This is a genomic window from Actinoplanes sp. TBRC 11911 (assembly GCF_012933445.1).
Lineage (GTDB): Bacteria > Actinomycetota > Actinomycetes > Mycobacteriales > Micromonosporaceae > Actinoplanes.
The window spans coordinates 1-21,127 of the sequence record NZ_JABBNC010000062.1 but is presented as its reverse complement, the minus strand read 5'-3'; the positions used below and the strand labels follow the sequence as shown (position 1 = coordinate 21,127).

General features: G+C 65.5%; 18 protein-coding genes and 1 pseudogene. 10 read left to right on the top strand and 9 right to left on the bottom strand.

Features of this window, described 5'->3' with window-relative positions; genetic code table 11:
- The coding region (locus HH310_RS42555; protein WP_248294976.1) for a CBS domain-containing protein at positions 1-697 on the top strand (697 nt) is incomplete at its 5' end.
- A gap of 1,723 nt (positions 698-2,420) precedes the next feature.
- On the opposite strand, the gene HH310_RS42545 is transcribed toward HH310_RS42555, so the two are convergent.
- Together HH310_RS42545 and HH310_RS42540 are read right to left on the bottom strand one after the other, a co-directional pair.
- Positions 2,421-3,713: a wax ester/triacylglycerol synthase domain-containing protein gene (locus HH310_RS42545; protein WP_282438687.1), complete on the bottom strand. Its 1,293-nt coding sequence runs from the start codon at positions 3,711-3,713 to the stop codon at positions 2,421-2,423.
- 350 nt (positions 3,714-4,063) lie between these two features.
- Positions 4,064-4,660: an SRPBCC family protein gene (locus HH310_RS42540; protein WP_248294975.1), complete on the bottom strand. Its 597-nt coding sequence runs from the start codon at positions 4,658-4,660 to the stop codon at positions 4,064-4,066.
- Positions 4,661-4,881: 221 nt separating this feature from the next.
- Between HH310_RS42540 and HH310_RS42535 the strand changes: the two genes are divergently transcribed.
- From HH310_RS42535 to HH310_RS42515, 5 genes and pseudogenes are all read left to right on the top strand, one after another.
- Positions 4,882-5,196 carry a 2TM domain-containing protein gene (locus HH310_RS42535; RefSeq protein ID WP_169181464.1) on the top strand — a complete coding sequence of 105 codons (315 nt, stop codon included), beginning with the start codon at positions 4,882-4,884 and terminating at the stop codon, positions 5,194-5,196.
- Between the two features lie 44 nt (positions 5,197-5,240).
- A pseudogene (locus HH310_RS42530) lies at positions 5,241-6,146 on the top strand (IS5 family transposase).
- A 965-nt stretch (positions 6,147-7,111) separates the two neighbouring features.
- Complete coding sequence (locus HH310_RS42525) at positions 7,112-8,527, top strand: HEPN domain-containing protein (protein ID WP_169181463.1); 1,416 nt, start codon at positions 7,112-7,114, stop codon at positions 8,525-8,527.
- 534 nt (positions 8,528-9,061) lie between these two features.
- A complete protein-coding gene (locus HH310_RS42520; RefSeq protein WP_169181462.1) occupies positions 9,062-10,171 on the top strand; it encodes a hypothetical protein in 1,110 nt (369 codons plus the stop codon).
- Between the two features lie 1,250 nt (positions 10,172-11,421).
- On the top strand, positions 11,422-12,111 hold the full coding sequence (locus HH310_RS42515; RefSeq protein WP_169181461.1) for a hypothetical protein: 690 nt from the start codon (positions 11,422-11,424) through the stop codon (positions 12,109-12,111).
- A gap of 359 nt (positions 12,112-12,470) precedes the next feature.
- On the opposite strand, the gene HH310_RS42510 is transcribed toward HH310_RS42515, so the two are convergent.
- The 6 genes from HH310_RS42510 to HH310_RS42485 all read right to left on the bottom strand — a co-directional run bounded on the left by HH310_RS42510 (position 12,471) and on the right by HH310_RS42485 (position 17,477).
- Positions 12,471-14,255, bottom strand: coding sequence for a recombinase family protein (locus HH310_RS42510; protein ID WP_169181460.1), 1,785 nt, complete (start codon positions 14,253-14,255; stop codon positions 12,471-12,473).
- A complete protein-coding gene (locus HH310_RS42505) occupies positions 14,252-14,425 on the bottom strand; it encodes a hypothetical protein (protein WP_169181459.1) in 174 nt (57 codons plus the stop codon). Before HH310_RS42505 ends, HH310_RS42510 begins: the two co-directional genes overlap by 4 nt.
- 119 nt (positions 14,426-14,544) lie before the next feature.
- On the bottom strand, positions 14,545-16,203 hold the full coding sequence (locus HH310_RS42500; protein WP_312034683.1) for an FtsK/SpoIIIE domain-containing protein: 1,659 nt from the start codon (positions 16,201-16,203) through the stop codon (positions 14,545-14,547).
- Between the two features lie 83 nt (positions 16,204-16,286).
- Positions 16,287-16,604, bottom strand: coding sequence for a hypothetical protein (locus tag HH310_RS42495; RefSeq protein WP_169181458.1), 318 nt, complete (start codon positions 16,602-16,604; stop codon positions 16,287-16,289).
- Complete coding sequence (locus tag HH310_RS42490) at positions 16,601-17,281, bottom strand: DUF2637 domain-containing protein (protein WP_211193326.1); 681 nt, start codon at positions 17,279-17,281, stop codon at positions 16,601-16,603. The genes HH310_RS42495 and HH310_RS42490 overlap by 4 nt, the downstream gene beginning before the upstream one ends.
- Position 17,282: 1 nt before the next feature.
- Positions 17,283-17,477 carry a hypothetical protein gene (locus tag HH310_RS42485; protein ID WP_169181457.1) on the bottom strand — a complete coding sequence of 65 codons (195 nt, stop codon included), beginning with the start codon at positions 17,475-17,477 and terminating at the stop codon, positions 17,283-17,285.
- A 361-nt stretch (positions 17,478-17,838) separates the two neighbouring features.
- Between HH310_RS42485 and HH310_RS42480 the strand changes: the two genes are divergently transcribed.
- The 3 genes from HH310_RS42480 to HH310_RS42470 are packed head-to-tail and all read left to right on the top strand — an operon-like array spanning position 17,839 to position 19,502.
- Entirely contained in the window at positions 17,839-18,573 is a 735-nt protein-coding gene (locus HH310_RS42480; protein ID WP_169181456.1) for a helix-turn-helix transcriptional regulator, read from the top strand.
- A 7-nt stretch (positions 18,574-18,580) separates the two neighbouring features.
- Entirely contained in the window at positions 18,581-19,057 is a 477-nt protein-coding gene (locus HH310_RS42475; protein ID WP_169181455.1) for an NUDIX hydrolase, read from the top strand.
- The gene (locus HH310_RS42470) at positions 19,050-19,502 is read left to right on the top strand and encodes a hypothetical protein (protein WP_169181454.1); all 453 of its coding nucleotides are present in this window, start codon (positions 19,050-19,052) and stop codon (positions 19,500-19,502) included. Before HH310_RS42475 ends, HH310_RS42470 begins: the two co-directional genes overlap by 8 nt.
- On the opposite strand, the gene HH310_RS42465 is transcribed toward HH310_RS42470, so the two are convergent.
- Positions 19,499-20,053 carry an HD domain-containing protein gene (locus HH310_RS42465; RefSeq protein WP_169181453.1) on the bottom strand — a complete coding sequence of 185 codons (555 nt, stop codon included), beginning with the start codon at positions 20,051-20,053 and terminating at the stop codon, positions 19,499-19,501. The two genes, HH310_RS42470 and HH310_RS42465, sit on opposite strands and share 4 nt — an antisense overlap.
- Before the next feature lie 379 nt (positions 20,054-20,432).
- On the opposite strand from HH310_RS42465, the gene HH310_RS42460 reads away from it, so the two are divergent.
- Entirely contained in the window at positions 20,433-20,930 is a 498-nt protein-coding gene (locus tag HH310_RS42460) for a hypothetical protein (RefSeq protein ID WP_169181452.1), read from the top strand.
- Positions 20,931-21,127 lie beyond the last annotated feature (197 nt).

The following is a 21,127-nucleotide window of genomic DNA, read 5'->3' as shown; positions in this document are numbered from 1 at the left end:
GAGGGTCGCCATGAAGAACTGGACCGTCAACGATGTGATGACCACGGAGGTCGTCTCCGTGGACGAGACAACGTCATACCGCAACATCGTGGATCTGCTGATGGAGCGTCACGTCAGCGCCGTGCCCGTCATCGACAAGTTCGGCCGGGTCGTCGGCATGGTCTCCGAAGCAGACCTGCTCCGCAAGATCGAGTATGCGGGCGACGAAGAGCCCCGGATGTTCGAGAGCCGCCGTCACCGCGGGGAGCGCGCGAAGGCCACTTCCCGCACGGCCGCCGATCTCATGACCGCCCCGGCCATCGAGGCACTCAGCGGCACGTCGATCGGTGCCGCCGCTCGCAGGATGGACCGGGAGAACGTCAAGCGCCTGCCGGTGACCGACGCTCTTGGCCGGCTGGTCGGCATCGTCACCCGAGGCGACCTGCTGAAGGTGCACCTGCGCTCCGACGAGGAGATCCTGGCCGACATCGAGGACGGCGTCCTCAAGCCCTACTTGGTCGACGAGGCCAACACAATCGCCGTAGCCGTCGACGACGGAGTCGTCACCTTGTCCGGCAACGTGGACCGTTGGTCGTCCGCCGACCTGGCGGCCCGCCTGATCCGGCAACTGCCCGGCGTGGTCGACGTGACCTCAACAGTGGGATTCGCATTCGACGACCGAAACCTGCTCACCCCCGGGTTTTTCGGCGTCGCGTGATGCAGAGCCGACGAGCCCGGTCGAATGAACCATGCCGATCGGGCTCGTCGGCTTTCGGCCCCCGAAACGCCGTCCGCCGGCTTGGCGTCACCCACAAGCGTAGGACGAGCAGGACCACGACAGTTATGCATATGCAACGCAAGATCTTCTCGAAGTCTGAAGTCTTGGACTACGCGTGCGGTTACCACCGTGGCGACCGCCATCCGCACATCGCGTCTATGCGCCACTCGCGGGCACGGCGTGATATCAGTAAGCAGGTCATCCTTGCTGAACACCGATTTCACGCCGCGCCGCCGCAGTCACCCCACGCTCGGAACTTCTCCACTATCCAGGCGGCAAATCCGGCCGGCTAGCGTCGCTGCGGGACTGACGGTGCCGTAGTCGCTTTCCCTCCGTTGGCAGGTACCTGGTTCATCACGCTGCCTGCCCGACGGTGGTCGTGCGCGACCGGAGCTGACCATGGTCGCCGCCCACTCCCCCGTGTGTCGGGGGAGGGGCCAGAACGCGTCAATGATCGTCGAACCCGCCGAGAATCGGCTCGTTGGACCGCTTAGGTGGAACTCGCCATCCTGTAAGCACCAGCGCTACGGGGCATTTCGCCTGGTAAAGCGTGCTCTGGAGTTAGGCGAAGCGGCCGCTCTTGCCGATGCCAGCCACGACCAGGGGCCCTGCCGCGACGCTCGTTCAACTGTGTACGCCATCTCGAGGTCGTGCACGGCATGAGTCTCCTCGTGCACCTCGGAGAACTGGGCGGTCCATCGCCAGCGCTTCGGCGAGCCGTCCTCGGCTATCGCGCTTTCGGAGGCGTATCCACCGGGCTTGATCACCGGCGGCGTCCCGTCCTTTCCCGGCCTGGCCCACGTGTGTACGGCGGCGAGGCAGCTGTTTAGCAGGGCAGCTTCGGCGAATGCGTAAGCCCGTGTGGCGTTCCCGGCCAGCCGGACTGAGGTGGCGACGACAACCGGGCCCCGTGACGGCACCGCGCCGCGGTGGATCAGCAACGGGCTGGTTCTGTCGTGGGCCAAGTAGGCCGTCGTGGAACCCCAGCTGGGTCGGGTGACGAGCTCGTCCCGGTGCCCCACCACAAGCAGGCGCGCTCTCTCCGGGAGGCGTGACAGGACGAGTGCCGCACCACCGTCGAAGGAGACCCTGGATGGCTCCGGCGCACTCGCGGCCTTACCCAGCGACGAACCGGCGTGCTACCGGATGGTCGCGGCTGAGGGGACCTGCCGCGTCACCATCGGCGCGACAACCGCGTGCGGCACCCGTTCCGAGGCCCCACCGTTTCGGGTCTTTCGGCCCTGACCACTCGACCACCGGCATCGTAGCTTTGACTTGAGGGCTACGGCCGTTTCCTCGCTTAGGAGCCGAGATGAACGTCCTCAGGAAATTACTGTGCGGCATGGGCCTGCATTCAGGGGCGTGGTCTCTCCCCGGCGTTCGATGCGAGAACGTGCGTGTCTGCACCGCATGCGGGCAGAGGAACGAAAGGGTCCGCCATACCTGGGGCGCCTTCGCCTATCTCGAAGCCGATCAGTGCGAACAGGTTCGCCGCTGCGAACGATGCGGCGTGACGGAGTCTCGGTCCGAACACGACTGGGGTCCATGGCTGTATGCCAACATGGAGTTCAACGCGCCGCAGGTCCACAAATGCCGCCGGTGCCACAAGACGGAGAAGACACTTTACACACTGCGCTGACACCAGCACGGCTCGACTCTGGCCCTACATCACCGAGGACACTGCGGTGCGCGCCAGCACGTCGAAAGTCCTTCGCACGGCTGCGGCGAGAGGCTGCCGCTCCGGCACGATGCCGGGATCGGTGATCACACAGACCGTCAGGGCACCCGCATAGGACAAGGCCGCGAAGGTGACGCCCGCGTTGCCAGGGGTCGCCACCATCGGCACCAGCTCACCGATCCGGCTGCCGGCAAGATGCAGTGCCGAGCGGAGGCCGCGCACATTGGTCTCGAAGGTGTGCACCAGTCGCTGATGCTCGATAAACATCCGGAACAGACCAGTGCGGTGGAGTATCCGGAATAGCGCGCTCAACGGTCCGGCCGACACCGCGCGTGCCGTCGACAGGCGCTGTTCGCGCGTGGCGGCCACGATCGCAGCGAGCCGGGCCGCGTCGTCGGCGATGGCCGGTACGGAGATCGGGCGTACGCCGGTGTTGTTGCCCAGCCGACCGGGGCTGGCCGAGGTGCGGCCGGAAACCGGCACCGAAACGATCAGATGGCCTGGATGCTCACCCCGAGCCCGCAGGACAGCGAGCATCGCGCCGGTAACGGCGCACAGCACGACGTCGTTGACCGTGCCGCCGTACCGGTGCGCGATGGTCACCACGTCCTCGAGTGCCACCGTTACCCGCGTCAGCGCCCGGCGGCGCGACGTCGGGGCCACAAGCGAGAGGCGCTCGGCCATCCGCGGACGGACCCGCCCGACGCCGAGTTCGCGCAGGCCCGCCACTCCACGTCGCAGGTCGCCGGGAAGAGATCGCAGTGCGCGGAGCCGTGCACGAGCCGCATCGGACGCCAACTCGCGCGCTGTCGGAGGCGGCAGCGGGAAATCCCGGAGCGCAGCAGCATCCGCGCTTTCATCGGCCAGCGCGGCGAGGACCGCGAGCCCACCGAGACCGTCGGCGACGACGTGATGCAGAACGACGACGAGCGCGTGACCGTCCTGGCCGGCCACCAGGGCCGCCCGCCACAGCGGCCGTTGCGGGTCGAGCGGTCGGCAAAGAAGGGACGCGGCGACTGCGAGTAGATCCTCATCCGGGCGGTCGAGCAACTCAATATGCCTGCCTACTGTGAAGGACGGGTCGTCGACCCACACCGGCCTGCCGCAACCCGCCGGCGTCCGGCGCAGGATCTGGCGCAACCGCGGAATTCGCGGAATCCGGTCGCCCAACAGCCCGAGCAGTTCCCGCGGCGGAGGCGCCGGTCCATCGAAGACGATGAGAGCGCCGAGGTTCATCGGCACCGAGGTGGCGTCGGCGGCCAGCACGGTCAGGTCCATCGGCCCGACCCGTTCGATAAGCATCTGAGCGTCTCCGATCAGGGGATAACTTCACCGTCCCTGAGCAACCTCGGTGGAGGGCAGGGCCGATGGACCCACAACAGGTCGTTTGGCCACTTCCAGGCCATCCGCAGCGGTCCACGACGACGACGGAACGCGTGGAAGGAGACAGCCACGATGTACGGATACGACACCGGCACGGGCTCGATCTGAACTCTGATCATTCTTGCGATGTGCCGGGGCGCGGGAACGCGGACGTGGCGCTCCCTCGCCTGGTGGGCCTCGACGACCCGGTACCGCCGCACCGCCGACGCACGGCAGAGCCGGAAGCCCGCCGTCGTATCGGGCGGTCAGACCGGTAGCGCTTCGGCGCGTTCTTTGATCCCGAGCAGCATCCGGCGTTCCATGATGAGGCTTCCGGGCTCCATCACGGCCCGATTGAAGACGCGCCCACTCCAGGTCGCATCGGGGGTCGCGATGCGATTGCGGCTGATCAACCGACTGCCCAGCCCCATCGGGGTCAGATTAAAGCTCCACACCCAGTTGCCATCTGTCGAGCGGAACGCGAGGATACGCTCGGGTTCGCAGATCTCCACTTGCATGGCGGGGCCGTTGCGGCCCATGGGCAGGACGTCACCGACGCAGAGATGCTGAAACTGCGGCAAGATCTCATCGGCACTATGCATGTCCAGGCCGAAGAGGTTCTCGATCCAGTCGTACGTGTACGCGCCGCCGCGCCCGCTCCCCATCTGTAGCAACCAGGGCCAGACCGCCGACGACTTCGCATCGATCGTGACGGCTCGGGTGGACGTCAGGGCTGGCTGCGGCAGCAGTTCGTCCCCAGGCAGCGTTCGCCCGACCTCCTCGTCGCTCGCTCCATAGGTCAGATACCACCGCCGTACCGGCGGCGATAACGCCACAGCGGCGGACACGATCACCAAGGCCATACCACCGACCCCTTTCCAGACTGCTGCTCTCATACCTCCACGCTGGCCCCGGAACCGGGGATGGTGGTAGGGGCATACGGCCCCGAACGGCCACCCCGGCCAGGCCTCTCGGCACTGTCTGTCCTCGGCGGCGCGGCCAACGATGAGGTGAAAGAAAAGATCGGAATCAGGCTCGCGGCCGCATGAACCCGACTGGCCGCTGCGAGATAGAGGAGGCCGTCATGACCGTCCCGGAGACGACGGACAAGCGCACGACGAACGATCTGCGCGAGGCGGCGATCACGCACCTGCGCAAGAAGCGCGAACTGCAGGTTCACCTGCTCGCCTTCGTCCTGGTGAACCTCGCTCTGAACCTGATCTGGTGGCTGACCACGCCAGGAGGGTTCTACTGGCCCATGTTCCCGCTGCTGGGATGGGGCATCGGGATCGTATTCCACACATGGGATGTGCTCGTGGGCTCGGTGCCGACGGAGAATCAGGTCGGCGCGGAAATGGACCGAATGTACCGCCGTCGAACCCGCGACCTCAGGCCCTGAATGCATCACATGACCAGAGCGCATCTGACGGATCATCACGGCTGATGTGGGTCGATCGTTGGTGTGTTGTGGCTGGTGATCTGACTGATCAGGAGTGGGAACGGCTGGAGCCGTTGCTGCCGTCTCTAGCGCCGCGGCGTGGCGGGCGGTGGCGTGAGCATCGGCAAGTCATCAACGGGATCCTGTGGCGTGTCGACAACGGCGCGAAATGGGATCAGATCCCGGAACGCTACGGGCCTGCGAAAACCTGCTACGACCGGTTCGCCCGGTGGGAACGGGACGGCACCTGGGCGCGGATCGAGAAACAGCTGCAGGCCGACGCGGACGCGGCCGGTGACCTCGACTGGCGCGCCCAGGCCGACTCGACCATCGTGCGCGCGCACCAGCACGCCGCGGGAGCTCGTAAAAGGGGCTGAGCCCGGCCGATTCGAGGGCAGCCCAAGGGATGGGTCGCTCGCGCGGAGGACTGACCACCAAACTGCATCTGCTGGCCGAGGGACGCGGCCTCAGCCTGGTCAAACGCCTCACACCTGGGCAGGCGTCGGACACCAGAGAACTGGTGCCGTTGCTCGACAACGTCGCGGTGCCCCGCCCCGGGCGGGCGGGGCCGGCCGCGGAAACGGCTCGATCATCTGATGGCTGACAAGGCCTACGGGTCGAAGAAGAACCGGCGTTCGCTGCGAGCCCGGCGGATCCCGCACACCATCCCGGAACGCGATGATGTGCGTAACAGCCGGGCCAAGAAGGGTTCTCGCGGCGGCCGTCCGCCGAACTTCAACGAGCAGCGCTATAAGGACCGCAACCAGGTCGAACGTGCCTTCAACGGGTTCAAGCAGTTCCGGGCGGTCGCGACCCGCTACTGCAAGCTGAAAGACCGTTACGAGGCAACGATAACCATCGCCTCGATCATAATCTGGCTCCGCGCCAAACCCGACCGGAGCCGACCATGATCCGTCAGATGCGCTCTAGCACGATGCCCACGGGCACCTGCGGGTACTCGTCGCGCCAGGGCGCCAGCTACTCGTCCAGACGAGCGCGTTCCTCCGCGTACGCATCCGGCGTCTCCACGTCGGCGGGCCGGACGTTGCCCAGCCACAGTGGGATCGGCGAAGGTAGGCCCGCACGGCGATGATGGCGGTTTCGCGGTCGGCGGCCTGGTCGAACGCGGTCAGTGCTGTACCTCATCGCTTTCCCGCCGGTCGGGCAAGCCGTAGGTCGGTAGCTCGTGTGCTGGAGGTGGTGCTGGAGCAGTTGACTGGAGTCCAAGTCGGGCCTCGAACACGAATCGTCTGCATCGGAGCGCGACTGGCTAAGATGCCGCGCAGGCTTTACGCAACCGGACAGACCTCCGGCCGCGGTGGCCGGTAACGGCAGCAGTTTTCCCGGCTCAAGCCGATCATCTATACACCGCCGCTGCGCGGCCCGGTCGTGATGACCGGAAACAGCCATCCTCAGCGTCACGGCCGGTTCCGGGAGTGACGGTGAAGGCGAAAAGGAGCAGCACTCGGTCGCCCTGACAGTCAGACCTTGCCCCTCTGCGATCAGCCCAACCGGGCCGGCCAGCCGTAACTACGCGTGCGTCGCGTCCACCACGACCACATCCCGTACTGCGGTGGCGAACAGTTCATCGAACTCCGCCAGCTGCAACGGCTGCTCTGCAGTCGGTAAGCGTGCAGGCATCCGGAATGTGGAACGACACGCTTACCCTCCGCGAAACAGGGCGCCCGAGGCGCCGCTCATTCGACGGTAAGCCTGTACCCAAGTACCGGATGCAACATCGTCGGCAAAGCCCCGGATGACGGCGCCCGTCCTCTCCTGCCTGCGGCCGCGACAGCCGACAGAACAACCTGCACGAAAACACCGCAAGAATGACGGTCGTGGACTTGCCCGTCCACGTCTCATACCGTCCAACATCGTGAATGCTGAGACAGGTTTGTTCTGGCTACCGGATACCCCAGAGACGAAGGTGCCCGGCCGGCTCGTCGCCGGTCAGGACGGCAGCGCGGCCCTCGAGCTGATCGGCGCAATCACCCCCGATTTGGTTGAATCGTACGATCCTGGCACCAACGTGACAACATCGGTGCCAGCGCCGGAACAATTCAATCTGTTGATACACGGGTTTCTGAGCGATGTCCCAAGGGCCGTGACGCTCATCGACTGCTTCCCGGCGGGCCGAACGAGGACCAGCCACCAAATCGCGACTATCCGTACACAGACGCTGCGACCACGCCTGCTCATGCGAGGCGCGCTCGTTGCGGGAGACGCAGCCCGATTCACCGGCGTGCGGTTGCGGACCGCAGGCTTCAACACCTGGGCTGGTATGCCTCGAGTCGATACCAGCTCGCCGGGTGATGGCTCCTTCGAGCTGAAGGTTCCTCCGCTGGAGGCGGCCGACGTGCCAACCGGTAAAGGAGTCCGGCTGACTCTGGTTGAAGAAGCGGCCACCCGGCAGCAAGCCAACGGTGACCTCGGCGTCACGCGACGCGCATGGATCCAGCTGACCGATATCGAGGCAGCGACGTTCCGCTCCATCAGCGCCGAGTACGTAACCGCGCTGGTGGGCTACCTGAGCTTCGCTCGCGGTGCGAGCATTCCGCTAACCGGGCTCCAAGTGCTGTATGACGGAAAGTGGTTGAGTGTCACCTTTCAGGGCATGGAGTCTGGAAACGACGACACCGCAGCGCGGCACGACGTCCTTCTCCCGCTTCGCGTCACCGGGCTACAGGCTGTCGGCAACTTCGTCGACGTATACCGAACGGTCGGCCCCGCGGTACCGATCACACAGGACGCGTTGTCGAATCAGCGACGAGCGACCCTGGATACTCAGGTTCTCGAGCTTACGACGGTAGCTGAGGGCCTGCACCGAGACCTGTACCCCACGCAAGAGCGGATTCCCAAGCAAGAGGCCAAGCGTATCCGAGCGCTCGTCGCGGACGCGCTCAAGGACGAAACCAACCCGCGTTACAAAGAAATCGTCATTGGCACTGTACTGGGCTTTCTGGAGGAACCGAACTACAAGTCTCGCCTGAAACAGTTGATCGACGAGGTGGCCGACGCGATGCCGGGACTCTGCGGTAACCAGGACGAGTGGATCAAGCGTGCGGCTGAGGCAAGAAATTCATATGCGCATCGCAAGCGTGGCTTCATCGACGAGTCCAAAATCGACGAGATGTACGTGATCAGCCAGGCCTTGAAGTGGCTCTTCTGGGCGGTAATCCTTCTCAAGTCTGATGTGCCGCCCCACACGCTCCGCGAGCGGATCACGCAGCATCAGCCTTACCAGCACTTGCTCGCGCACGCCGGCCAAGCCGTGCCAGCGATCTACAGCTAGTCACCAACACCTTCGCCAGGTACCGCAGTGCGGTTGATGTGGGCAGTGACAAGGGACCTGCCGGCTTGCAATGAGCGACGCCTGAGGGTGGACCGTCGGGGTTCAACTCAAGCCTCGAACACCAGCCCTCAGCATCAGTAGGTCCTTAAACATCCAACGCGAACGAGTGGCGCCGGGTCAGGTTCGTGACCCGACCAGGCCCGATGCATGTCCCAGATCACGTTCATGGCCAGAAGGCAAGGGATCTTCAGGTTAGGTCTTTTATTGATCTCGTGAGGGGGCGGACAATACGGGGATCGCCCTGGGAGTCGCCGTGACCGTGTTGCCGTCCCGCATCGCGCTGGCGGTACTGCTCCGTGTCAGCAGGCTCGTCAAGCCGCCGCCATCCTGGCGCATGTCGCATTTCCAACGCCAACCCAGACCCAAGCCCTGGGTTTACCGATGCCGATCGTGCGGCTTTGAGCGCGGCTACGTGCGCCGCCAACGTAAGACACCGCACTGCAGGAATGATGGTCATTTTATGATCTTGTACAAGTGGCCGGGGCGCTGAGCCGCATGCTTGGCGGACTTGTTCAAGCGGGCGCCAAAGCCCTCGGTGGAGAGAGGTTCTCTCTAGTCAGCCTGCTGCCGACCACGTTGTTGGTAACCTATGTGGCCTTCCTGGGGACATCTGGAGTCTATTCGGGAGAGAAGGTGGATCTTGATAGTCTCGCACAGACCGTCGGCAAGAATGCCGGCTGGGCGATACTCGCGGTGTTCGGGGTCTTCGTCATATCCGTGCTGCTTCGGCCTCTGCAAATAACGCTAGTATGGATTCTCGAGGGTTATTGGGAGAACACCCCAGTTCTAAAGTGGGCAGAGCCATTTGCCATCGAGCGACATCTAAGACGGCGGCATACCGCCGAGGTTCAAGCGGACCAGTACCTCGATAACGTGCGTGACGACCCCCGGTTGCAGAGCATCGTCTCGGATCGACGGCGGCTTCGAGCCCACGTGATACGCACGTCGAGAGCCGAGCAGCGAGTCGGCCAGTATCCCGAGGACCGACCTGACGGCGACATCCGGTTAATGCCGACGATGTTGGGTAACGCCCTACGGAAGGGTGAAGACGACGCCGGCGATCGATACGGCCTGGACTTCCCGGTCATTGCTCCGCGCCTCTATCCCCATCTTTCAGACAAGATCAACGCGGAAATTATCCGGAATCTGGATGTCGTGGAGAGCGGCGCTGCGCTCACGACGGTGTTCTTCTTCGCCGCCGTCGCGTCCGTTCCCCTGGTCTGGCGCGCAGACGAATGGAGCTTCGCAGCACCGGCTGCCCTACTTCTGGCAGTGCTCGCACATCTCGGCACGCTGCGCACCGCTCGGGATCACGGCCTGCTCCTCGCCAGTGCCGTCGATCTGCACCGCTTCGACATGATCGCCAAGTTGCACTACAAACTTCCCTCGACTCCGCACGAGGAATGGGATTTCAACCGGTCGCTGTCCATCTTCTATGCGTCTGAATCCGGCGAAGCCCGTGAGTTCATGCTTAGTCACCGCTACGTCCATGACCTTGGCCTACCTCCGGGTCCGGCGGCGCAGCCCGTGCTGCCCGACGGCGCGTCGAACGACTCGGACGGGTCGGCGGTGCAGGCTGAGTGACCTCAAACGTTCCTCTGAAACCTTGAACATTGATGACTAGGAGATCAGCCACGTCTTCCTGGGGGGCCAGTGGCGCAGCTTCCGTCATCCAGCCCCCGAAATTCATTCCCCTGGCAAGTTCCACCCGCCCTGCTCGGATGTGCCAGCTGTGCGGGACCACAAGGTGAAGATGTCCACCGACCATGGTGACGTCAACGGTAATTTCGTTCTCCCCAAGAGGAAAGCTGGCATCGGTTAGATCTACCGAGATGTCACCCACTACACAACGGAGAACTAGTTTGGCCGGCGACGGACCTCGCAAAACCTCACGAACAGGCCAGATCAGCGAGTCTCGCGTCCAGATCGGACTGTGTTCGACCTGGGACGAGGTGCGACCTCCCAGCGACAGCAGCAGTCCTACCAGGATGAGCGCTGCGGACACAAGCACTCGCGGAGTCAGTTCAAGCTCAAACCCGAATTCGACGGCGAGGGCCACCCCGCCGCACAGGATCAGAAATAGAGGACCGCCCAAGCGCCCGCGCGGCACGGCAGCCCGTAGAAGCAATAAAACGCCAGCCCCGAGGATGACGAACGGCAGAGAACGAAGCAGCAGCACCGTCGCGGTACGCACCGTTTCCAGTCCACCTACGGCCCAGGCGGTCCCGGCGGCAACCGCGAGGACGCCAAGCGTCACGCGGAGCCGACGAAAGCGCACACCAATCAGATATCACGGTGAGTGAATCTTTGCACCACGCCACGCCCTTACGCACCATGGCACGCGGACCGATCCCGTGTACCGCATCGTCCTACCGAACCGGTCCTCCCCGAGGCTCACCGGGCTGAATACCTCCCTGAGGATCAGTCCGGTGGCTGACACCCAGCGGCACCCCATTAACTGTCACCGGCTACACCGCCGTCACCGCCGGACTGCCGGACTGCCGGACTGCCGGACCGCGGTGGTAGTGCTGCGGTCCGCGTTGCCGCACATAGCAACCGAGCGGCCGGACAACACTCCACGCAGCGACGCCTCAGTCTGCTTCACCTGGATGAGGTACTGGGTCGCGATACCGAACCGGTCCGGGTGACAACGCCGCGACGAGGTCGGCGCCGTTCGCGGTACAGATCCAGCTTGCCTTCACCTGGGCTGCCGACCTCTCCGGATCAGCCTTGTGATGCCGGATATCCGCGCCGTTTCATGAGCGTTGAGGACGCCATGCCGGGCCGGAACTCGACACCTGAAAACCTGTGGACGCCCCTTCTACCCTCTACTTATGACGACACAGGCCGACATTCAGTGGCCGCTCGCACTAATCCGCGAGAGTAATGACGCCGCAGCGCTGTTCTCCCGTGGGCTCGAGGCCATGCGCACTATGCGCCACGACTACACTGACGCGGTGGCGGTCATGTCACTGCTGGCGCTCGGCGCGGAAAAGATGCTCAAGCTGACCATCGGGCTGGTCCGACGGGACCAGGGAACCGGCTGGCCGTCCAAAGACTACATGCGCCAGGACGTCGGGCATCGAATACTCAAGGCTGACCGGATCGCTCGGCCGCTGCTCGATACGTATCCGGGTATCGTTCCGGGTTTGCTGGTTGAGCTCAAGCGGCAGGTCAACGCCGGCTCAGTGCTCCCGGTGGCGCTCGAGGCTCTTGACCGGTTTGGAGATGCCGGCCGATTCTACTACCTGGACGTACTGGCGTCGGCAACGCAGACGCAAGTCGCACCGCAGACGCTGTGGTCCGATATGACCACTACCATCGCCGAGAGCGACCCCTCCCTCCTGGCCGATCTTGCCTCGGTCGAGCGATACGACCAAGGCCGACAGCAGCTCAACGACACGATGACCGCCGCGCTGACCGGCTGGTGGGACCTCTACGTCGCGGCGTGGCGGACCGGGGCGATCGGGGACGAGGCCAAGCAGTACGCCCGGGAGATCACTCTCCAGGAATCAGTGCCGTGACCGATCGTTTCGCTCGGAGGCTGACGTTCCGAGAGACGGTCCTCCGGGTCTGAGGCACATCGCGGTCGTGCCATGACCTCCATTCCGAGCCGATTTCACCGGTGCGAGACGGGGGCAAGGCGACGTAACTCGTTGATCAATCCGCTCGCCACACGATACGGATCTGGGACAGGCGCACCGGGCGGCATCGCCGGTGTGGCGGGAGGCCGTCTACTGGTAACTGCTCGGTGCCGGGAGTGATCAACGGCCCGGACCAGGTACTCGCTACCGCGGTCGGCGAGGTGCGTAAGGGGCGAGACTCGGACATCGCCGTCGACGTCCGCTTGGCGGTGTTGCATCGGCATCGGTCGCGCGGGGCGTCACTGCTGTGTTACAGCACACAACGCCGGTCCCTCGTATGTGTTCGATCGAAACGGCATAGAATCATGCATGCGCACTTCAGGTGCGCACCGATGCGGATCGTGGGGGTTCAAGTCCCCCCTCGGACACCAATCAAAGACACGACCAGTCGCCGGGGTTACGACCTCGGCGATCACTGTTTCCGGGCCGGGTTGGTAGGTCAACCGTAGCCCGAGCCGGCTGTAAAGTTCGGCTTTGTCACCCGGATCAGCGTCTCTGAGCAGCCCGAACAGGTCGTTGAAGGCGTCGGCGATGGCGTCGATCTGCTCGGCGGTCATCCGTTGGGGTGGCGCCTCGGTCAGCCCGAGCCGGGCTTGGGCCGCTTTCTTGATCGCGCTCGTCTCGCTGATCCAGCCGGCGACGAGGGCGGGGTCGCCTCCGGCGTCCAGCGTCGCCCGGTAGCGGCTGATCTTGGTGTCGGCCTCTGCGATCGTCTGGCGCAAGTCGTCGATCTCGGTGGTGTCGTATGCGGCGAGCGCCGCCCGATACTGCGCGTCGGCGACGCGCCGGATGTTCTCCGCGAGCGGGCGGCCGGTGAGTTCCGTGCGAAGGAACTCGTCTACCGGTCCGGTGATCGCCCCTTCGCGCAGGTAGAGCGCCGGAGGGTGGCTGATCTGATGCTGGCGGACGTAGTCCCGGCTTGCCGTGCAGCGGTAGTAGAGGCGTCCGTGGTTGGGGTTGCCGACCATCCGGCGCTGACAGACGCCGCAGGTGATCAGGCCGCGGAACAGGTATGGGCGTCCGGTGTGCCTCGGCGCTCGCCCGGACTCGCTGTGTGTGCCGCGCGCCTTGATGGTCTGTTGGGCGCGCTCGTAGAGGTCGGTGCTGATCAGCGGCGTGTGGGACTCGGTGCGCGACCAGACCCATTGGCTCGGGTCGTTCCAGCGGTGCCGGTTCTCATGGCCGAGCGCGACGTCATCAACGTCGATCAGAACCTCGTCCGTGCGTGCCCGGTTCCAGACTTGGCGGCCGGTGTAGCGCGGGTTCTGCAAAATCGCCCGGACCGCGGTCGTCTCCCATACCTCGGTGCGCCGGTGGGGGTTGCGCGCCCGGTCATACGCCGACGGACACGCGATCCCGTCCTGGGTGAGACCGCGCGCAATCGAGGTCATGCCACGGCCGGCGACGTACTCAGCGAAGATCCGCTTCACCACGGGTTCGGTAACCGGGTCGGGTTCGAGCCGATGGAGACGCTTGCCGTCGGCAGCCTTGCCGGGGTTGGGATGCGGGCCAGCGTCGGCGAGGCGGTAGCCGTACGGCGGCCGGCCGCCGAGGTAGCGGCCTTCCAACTCGGTCTGCGCCTTCATGGCCGACCGGACGCGAATCTTGATCCGGTTCCGCTCGCCCTTGCTCATGCCGCCATAGAGCGCCATCACGAGGTCATGCGCGTCCGAGCCAGGGTCGATGGCGCCGCCCACCTCGGGCACCCACAGGCCGACGCCGTAGTGGACGAAGACGGGGAAGGTCATGCCGAATTGGCTGCCGTAGAAGGCACGCTGTGGCTCGCCGATAACCACGGCATCGAAGTCGCGGCCGGGGCTCTTGACGGTGTCGAGCAGGCGCAGCGCTTCCGGCCGTCGCTTCCACGGCAGGGAACGTGACAGCCCGATGTCGAAGAACTCCGCGACGATCTCCCCGCCAGCCGGCTCGATCAGGCTGCGAGCGCGCGAAAGCTGCCAGGCTTTCGACGCGCGGGGGTCCTGCTGGTCCTCGGTCGACACACGTCCGTAGAAAGCGAACCTCATGACTGTCGAGTCTTCCGCGCGCGATCGATGATGCGCCACAGCACGTCTGCGGCAGCTTCAGAGATCGGGACTTCTAGGGACGTCTTGAGCTGCCCATCTTCAATTTCCAGCGTCTTGCAGGTTCGTATGCTGCGATTTCTCCCCTCTGTGGTCGGGTCGTTCGTGGTCACCGTTGGGCCTCCCCTCTACTCAGTGGATGGTGTCCGCACGGTCGTCCGTCCGATGTCCGTCCGCGCGTTGATATGCGCAGAGGCGCGCGAGCGGACGGACGTCCGCGCGGACGATCGGGTCATGCGCGCCAGCGCCCGCGCGAGACTTGCCGGGCGCCGCCGGTCGCGGCGAGCCCTTGGAGCCGGTCGTAGATCCAGGTACGTCGCATGCCGGTCACCTCGATCAGCTCCGGGATCGAGAGCCCCTCGGCCGGTGCTTCGGTGAGCGCGGTCATCAGTACCCGTTCCGGGTCGTCGTTGGCTTCCGTTGCAGGCGATTCGAGGGCGCGTGGCCGATGGTCGATCGCAGCTTGGGACAGCGCATCGAGTTCCGGCCGTTGGTCGGCATACCGGGCGGCCGTTTCCTGCACGTGCTCATCGGTGACGAGGTAGCCGCGGGCGCGCCGCGGTTGGTTGTGCCCGTCCGCCAGAACGTAGAACTTGCCCGGAGCGTCGAGCGTGTGAGCGTGCCAGCCGGCGGCAAGCATGCCCTTGTCCAAGATGAGGTCGACGTCGCGCCGCTCTCGGACGCGCAGGCACACGCGAACGCTCATCTGCGAGCGCAACGCACCGCCTCCCATGGCCTTCTGCGTGGGCCGTTGCGTCGCGGCGAGCAGGTCGACGGCGAGGGCGCGTCCGCGGCGAGCGACCGATTCGGCGTACGGGACGGCGGCCGGTGCGGTGTCTGCCAATTCGGCGTACTCGTCGATGACGATGACCAGTGCCGGCCTGGTTGGTGTCGGCTCCCTGACCCGGGTGTTGTCGCGGCCGGCTGCGTCCGCGCGTGCGTCGAGCACGGCGACGGCGTCGGCGAGTAGTCGGGTTGCCTCGTCGGGAGTGGTCGCGAGCCGAGCGAGGCAGGGTGCCCAGGGACGGAGTTCCATGCCGCCTTTGAGGTCGATGCCCCACAGGACGACGTCGCAGCAGGCGGCGAGGTTGCCGAGGACGACGTTCAAGACGCCGCTCTTGCCTGAGTCGGTGGTGCCGCCGATTAGCGCGTGCCGACGGAGTAACGGCACGCGAACCTTTGTGGCGTCTTCGAATACGCCGAGTTCGATGGGATCAGCCAGTGTGCGCGCCGTTGGTCCGGGCCAAGGGATCGCGCCGGCGTGTGGGTCGACGGCGAGCACACGCATCGTGCAGCGGCCGGCGTGCGCGGGGTCTTGCTCGACGCGAACGGCACCCGGTCGCGTGCCCAACGCGGACTCGATGGCCTGCACCCGTGCCACGACGTCCGTGACGCTCTGCCCCGGTCGCAGCTTCATGCGGGCACGCCAGCCCCAGGTGTCGACGACGGCGGACATGACGCGTGATCCACCGAGGCCGACCGCTTCGGCGAGGTCGGGCCACGCGTGGATGACGCGGTCCACCCGGACGCGGGCACGGCGGCGACGGTGTGCCCACCAGGGAATGCCGAGGGCGATCACGGCGACGACCAGGATCGCGGGCAACGGGCTCCGTCCAGGGCCGAACGCCGTCGCGGCAGCGAGCCAGCCTCCGGCGACGAGGGTTGTTGTTGCCGCGTAGGCGCGTTCCTCGGTGCGCGTGATGCCCCAGGGCAGTCCGCGCCATGCGGCCAATACCGCGCCGAGGACCGTGAGTATCGCGACCAGCGGCCAGGCGCCGCGGTGGTGGTGATGGAGCACGAGTCCGGCCAGATCGAGCCCGAGCCCGACGACGATCGGAGCTAGTTCTGACTGGTACCGAAACAGCGCTCGCCCGATGGCAAGGAGCCCCACGATGAGCAACGGTTCATCCGGGACGAGTAGCAGTGGCTGCGGGTTGCGGCGACTCCACCGGCGATGCCGGCGCCCGTAAGCTCTCATCGGAGTTCGCTGTCGTCGGGCGGCACCCAAGCCCGGTGCTCGGCAACCGCGTCACGCAGGTAGGCCAACGGGTCGGGTTCGCCGTCGCGGTCCGCGGCGAGCGTGGCACCTGCGGCGGCGAGCAGGTCGGCAAAGTCCCATCGCGTACGACTGAGCAGATCGGCCAGGCGGTCGACTTCGGCAAGCAGTACCGGGATGTCGGCAAGGGCAGTCCAGAGAGCGGTCGGCGTGGCTCGGTGCCGGGCAGCGTGAAAGTGCGTGGAAATGGCCTCCTGGTCGATGGTCGGGCGCGGAACGCGCGATTCGTTGGTCATGGCTGGGATGAAGCCTCCTTTCGGTCGGTGCTATCGCTGGTCTCGGTGCTTTCGGCGGCGAGTCGTCGCCGCAGCTCGGTTGCCTTGGGTCCGGCGATGCGGAGCGCGGCTCGCAGCCCGTCGCGGCTGATCGGGCGTCCGTCATGCGCTTCGCGGTGTCGCGCGTCGGCCTCTCGGGCGGCGTCGAGCAATTCGTTTTCAGTGCGGCGCTTCACGCGTCGAGTCCGGACTCGGGTACCGGTCTGAGGACCGTTCCGAGCGGCCGACGCCGGCCGCTGATCGGCTGTCGCGACTGTTCGGAGTGCGTGAAGGTGGGCGGTCAGCCCGAGGACGGCGGCCGGTACGGCCCCGACCAGCACGACGATCGGCCAGGAAATCGGCACGAGTCCGGCCGCGACGAGGTGGTATCCGGCGTTGCCGACGATGCTGGTCGCGATGGCGCCGATCGCATTCGCACGGGCGAATCCCCGGCCGCTATCGGCGTCTCCGGCGAGCCAGACCCGAGCTGACGTCATCGCGTACGCGTCGATGGTGACCGGCAGGAGCCAGGCAAGCCGGTCGGGCCAGCCGGCGACCTGCGCCAGTCCGCGGAGGCCGGCGAAGCTAGCGACCGCTGCGGAGATTGCCGCGACGGCCATCCCGACGATGACCCACCAGTCGCGGCGCTCGGCATCCACGTCAGAGCTCCAGTCCGGCGATGAACCGTGCGAGAGCACGAAGCCCGTTGCCGACCTGCGGGCCAACCGATGATGAGGCGAGGAAGTAACCGAAGGCAGCGCAGATGGCCGCTTGCCACAACGGCAATCGGGCGTACCGCCACAGCAGGAAGACGAAGACGCCAAGCAGGATGACGGCGGAGACGGCGATCGTCATGCGTCACCACCGTCGCAATTGCGATTACGCCGCGCTCGACGCGTGCGGATCGCCCGGTCCGCTCCGCCGTGGCTTCCGCGGGGTTGATGCCGGCGGTTCCACCGCATCCGGTTGACGCACTTACGGCACAGCGTCGGATGTCCCGCACCGAGTCGCGCGCCGCACGGGCAGTTGGGAACCTCGTTGGTGAAGTGCTGGGTGTCCATTACGAAGATCTCCTCTCGGAAGGGTGATGCGTGGTCCGCATCGATGCCGTCGAGAGTGCGATCAATGGACGGGACGTGATCAGGTCATGGCTGGACGTGTCCGAGACATCTCACCTACTGTGGACGCGCTGCCGGGACGTCCCGATGGGAAGCCGATGACAAACGAGCGACTACGCACCGCGATGTTGGAACGCGGACTCACTCCGTCCAGCCTGGCGGAGGCGCTCAGCGTCGACCCCAAGAGCGTCGAGCGCTGGCTCAGCGGCCGTACCCCATACAGACGTCACCGCTACGCCGTAGCCGCTCACCTCGGCGTCGACGAGGTCTACCTGTGGCCCGACGCGCTCAGCCCCGACCAGGTGGCGAGTGCAAGTGAGAGCGAGATCGTCAACATCTACCCGCACCGCTGGACCGTTCCCTCCGACCTGTGGCGCCACGTCTTCGACAGCGCTGAGCAGGAGATCGGCGTACTCGTCTACAGCGGCTTGTTCCTCTCCGAGGATGCCGGCATCCAGCGAATGTTCCGGCAGAAGGCCGACAAGGGAGTACGCGTCCGCATCCTCCTCGGTGACCCCGACAGCGATGTCGTAGCTCAACGCGGCACCGACGAGGGCGTAGACGACGTCCAGGCCGGAAAGATCAAAAATGCCCTGGTGATGTACCGGCCGCTCCGCGAGGTCGCCGGCATCGAGTTCCGCCTTCACCGCACGGTGCTCTACAACTCAATCTACCGGGCAGACGACCAGGTCTTGATCAACACGCACATCTACAGCTTCACCGCGGCCCAAGCACCCGTGCTCCACCTGCGCCGGGTCGCTGGTGGTGGGATGGTGTCGACGTATCTGGACAGCTTCGAGCGCGTGTGGGACGAAGCGACCCCGTTGAAGTGAGGACGGCATGGCACGGCGCATCGACATCTACGACGACCCCGACGCGCCCCGAGCCACATCCATCGTCCCCTCGGCAAACGTCGTCGTCACCAACGAGGACGGCGAAATCCTGCTGATCCGCCGCTCCCACAACGGCAACTGGGCACTACCCGGCGGCGCCATGGACATCGGCGAGTCCCTACCCGAAACCGCCGTACGCGAGACCGCCGAAGAGACCGGAATCGACGTCGAGATAACCGCCCTGATCGGCATCTTCACCGACCCTCGCCACGTCATCCTCTATACCAGCAACGGCGAGACACGGCAGGAATTCTCCGTCGTCTTCGCCGCACACCCGATCGGCGGAACGCCCACCGCCAGCGCGGAAACAACCGAGGTCCGCTGGGTTCCCGTACGGGAGATCGGCTCGCTTCCAATGGATCGCTCGATGCGCATCCGCCTCGACCACTTCCTGACGACTCCGCAGGACATACACCTTGGATAGCGATGCGGTCAGCGCCTTCGCCGACGTCTTCGCCGCTGTCGGCACGGTCGGCGCATTCCTGGTCGGCTTCCTCCTGCTCCGCCGAGAGCACCACCGCGAGGCCGGCCGAGCCGAGGACGAACGACGCGCCCAAGCCGAACGGATCAGCGCATGGGTCGAACTCATCCGCAAGGCCGACGGCAGAAATGACCTGGCGTTCCACATCCACAACGCGAGCGCCATGCCGATCTACGACGTAGAGCTTCCTCTACCAGCGCGAGGAGACGAGGAGACCGCCTCAGAGTTCGTCGGCCTCGTCCCACCAGGCCAAACGATCCAACGGTCAGCACCCGCGGACTGGCTCAGAACATACGTCGAGCCGGAACCGGTACAGATCGAGTTCCTAGACAGCGCCGGCCGCCGCTGGAACCGCGACGAACAGGGAACTCTCTCCCGCACGGACTAACCTCGCCCCCTCGCCAGCGCACCCGAAACCGTGCGAACCGACGCGATGATCAGCGGGCTCGCCTCCCGAATCGACTCAGCGACGAGGTGCCCTTCCCCGTAACGAGCGATGATCTCGGAGAGACGTCGCTCCACCTCGATCGGCTCCCCATCCGGACTGGTCGTCATGTCGGCATAGGTAATCGCGTCTGACAGGAAACCTTCGACGGCCGGAAACTCGCTAACGAGCTGCTCAGACAGGCCGCGATTCCTGCCCTCGACTAACGCACACGAATGGTGCGCCACCAGTCGACAGACCAGCTCATCCGCACCAACGACATCCCGCAGATACCTGGCACCGTCGAGTTGATGCATGCCGGTCACGACGAGGTCGGACGCGTAGCCCACATCATGCAGCCAGGCCGCGGAAACTAGCGCCTCCACGTCGTCGCCTACCAGATGCGCGACCGATTCGGCTTTGCGCCCGACGCCCTGACTGTGCGCCCACCGCCGTGGAATCGACTCCACCAGCAGCGTGCGTGCGAGGTCACGGGCGCGGTCGATCTGATCCACATGGGCAGACTAACCAACAAGCCGGCGAAAAGATCAAACCTCGCTGTCTACGATGCCTCGGAGAAGAGCTGGGCACACGTCTGATCAACGGGCTGGCGTAGCGCGCGGGGGCCACCTTGGCCCGCCGCCGAGATCATTCCGCGCGGGAGAGCGCTCCCCGCTCGTCACGGCTCCAACGACGCCCGGCGCTGTCGACGAACTCAAATTTCACGGGCTCCGGCTCGACATAGGTCTTCAGCCATTCCGCAGGAGCCGGCCGCTCAACTATTCGGCCTGGTGGGACAAGGCCAACTAACTCCGAGCGTGGCTCCTCGCCACCAGCGCGCCTAGGCAACGGCAGCTCAACATCGTAGATCGGCATCCCACTCGCGTTCTGGACATGAAACGCCAGCTCACGAGCCTCCCCGCCAGCCTTGACGGCCTCGATCCAGGCGCTCACCTGTTCCGCCTGCGACCTGCGATCCTCGTTGGCCCGGTCGCCTTCAAGTCGCAAGTTGAAGGGAAGTACGGCCAGGTGGCCGATCCGACCGCTTGTCAAAGCATCAGCGAGCCGGTCCGCAATGGCTGGTTGAACGTCACCAATCCGCACGACTGCCGACCCCTGCCGACCTACGGCCTCGTACAGAACCGGGAACTCTTGGCCAACATCGAACCCGACCTCCTCAAGCGCAACCGCAAGCCGGTCCGCCGCCCTCTGCGCCGCAGCCTGCCCAGCGCCCTTATCTCCCGTCATCGCAGCCTGTCCCCTCATCCGGGTAGTGATCGACAGTCCAAGTCTTTGCGCGCGGTTACAGATCGTGAACCACGGCGTCAGGACGTCTTGGGACTTCTTGGTTTACGATGGCGCTTCTCGCCAGCGATGGGAGTCGTTGCGTGAACCACCCACTAGCCCGTGCACTACGCGCCGCCGGGATAAACCCAGTCGATGTCGCCGCGCGTCTCGCCGTCGATCCTAAGACCGTGGATCGTTGGATAGCTGGCCGCAAACCCTACCCGCGGCATCGCGACGCGTTGGCGCGGCTAACCGGATGGTCCCTTCATGACCTATGGCCCGACCTGCCACGCTCCGTCGAG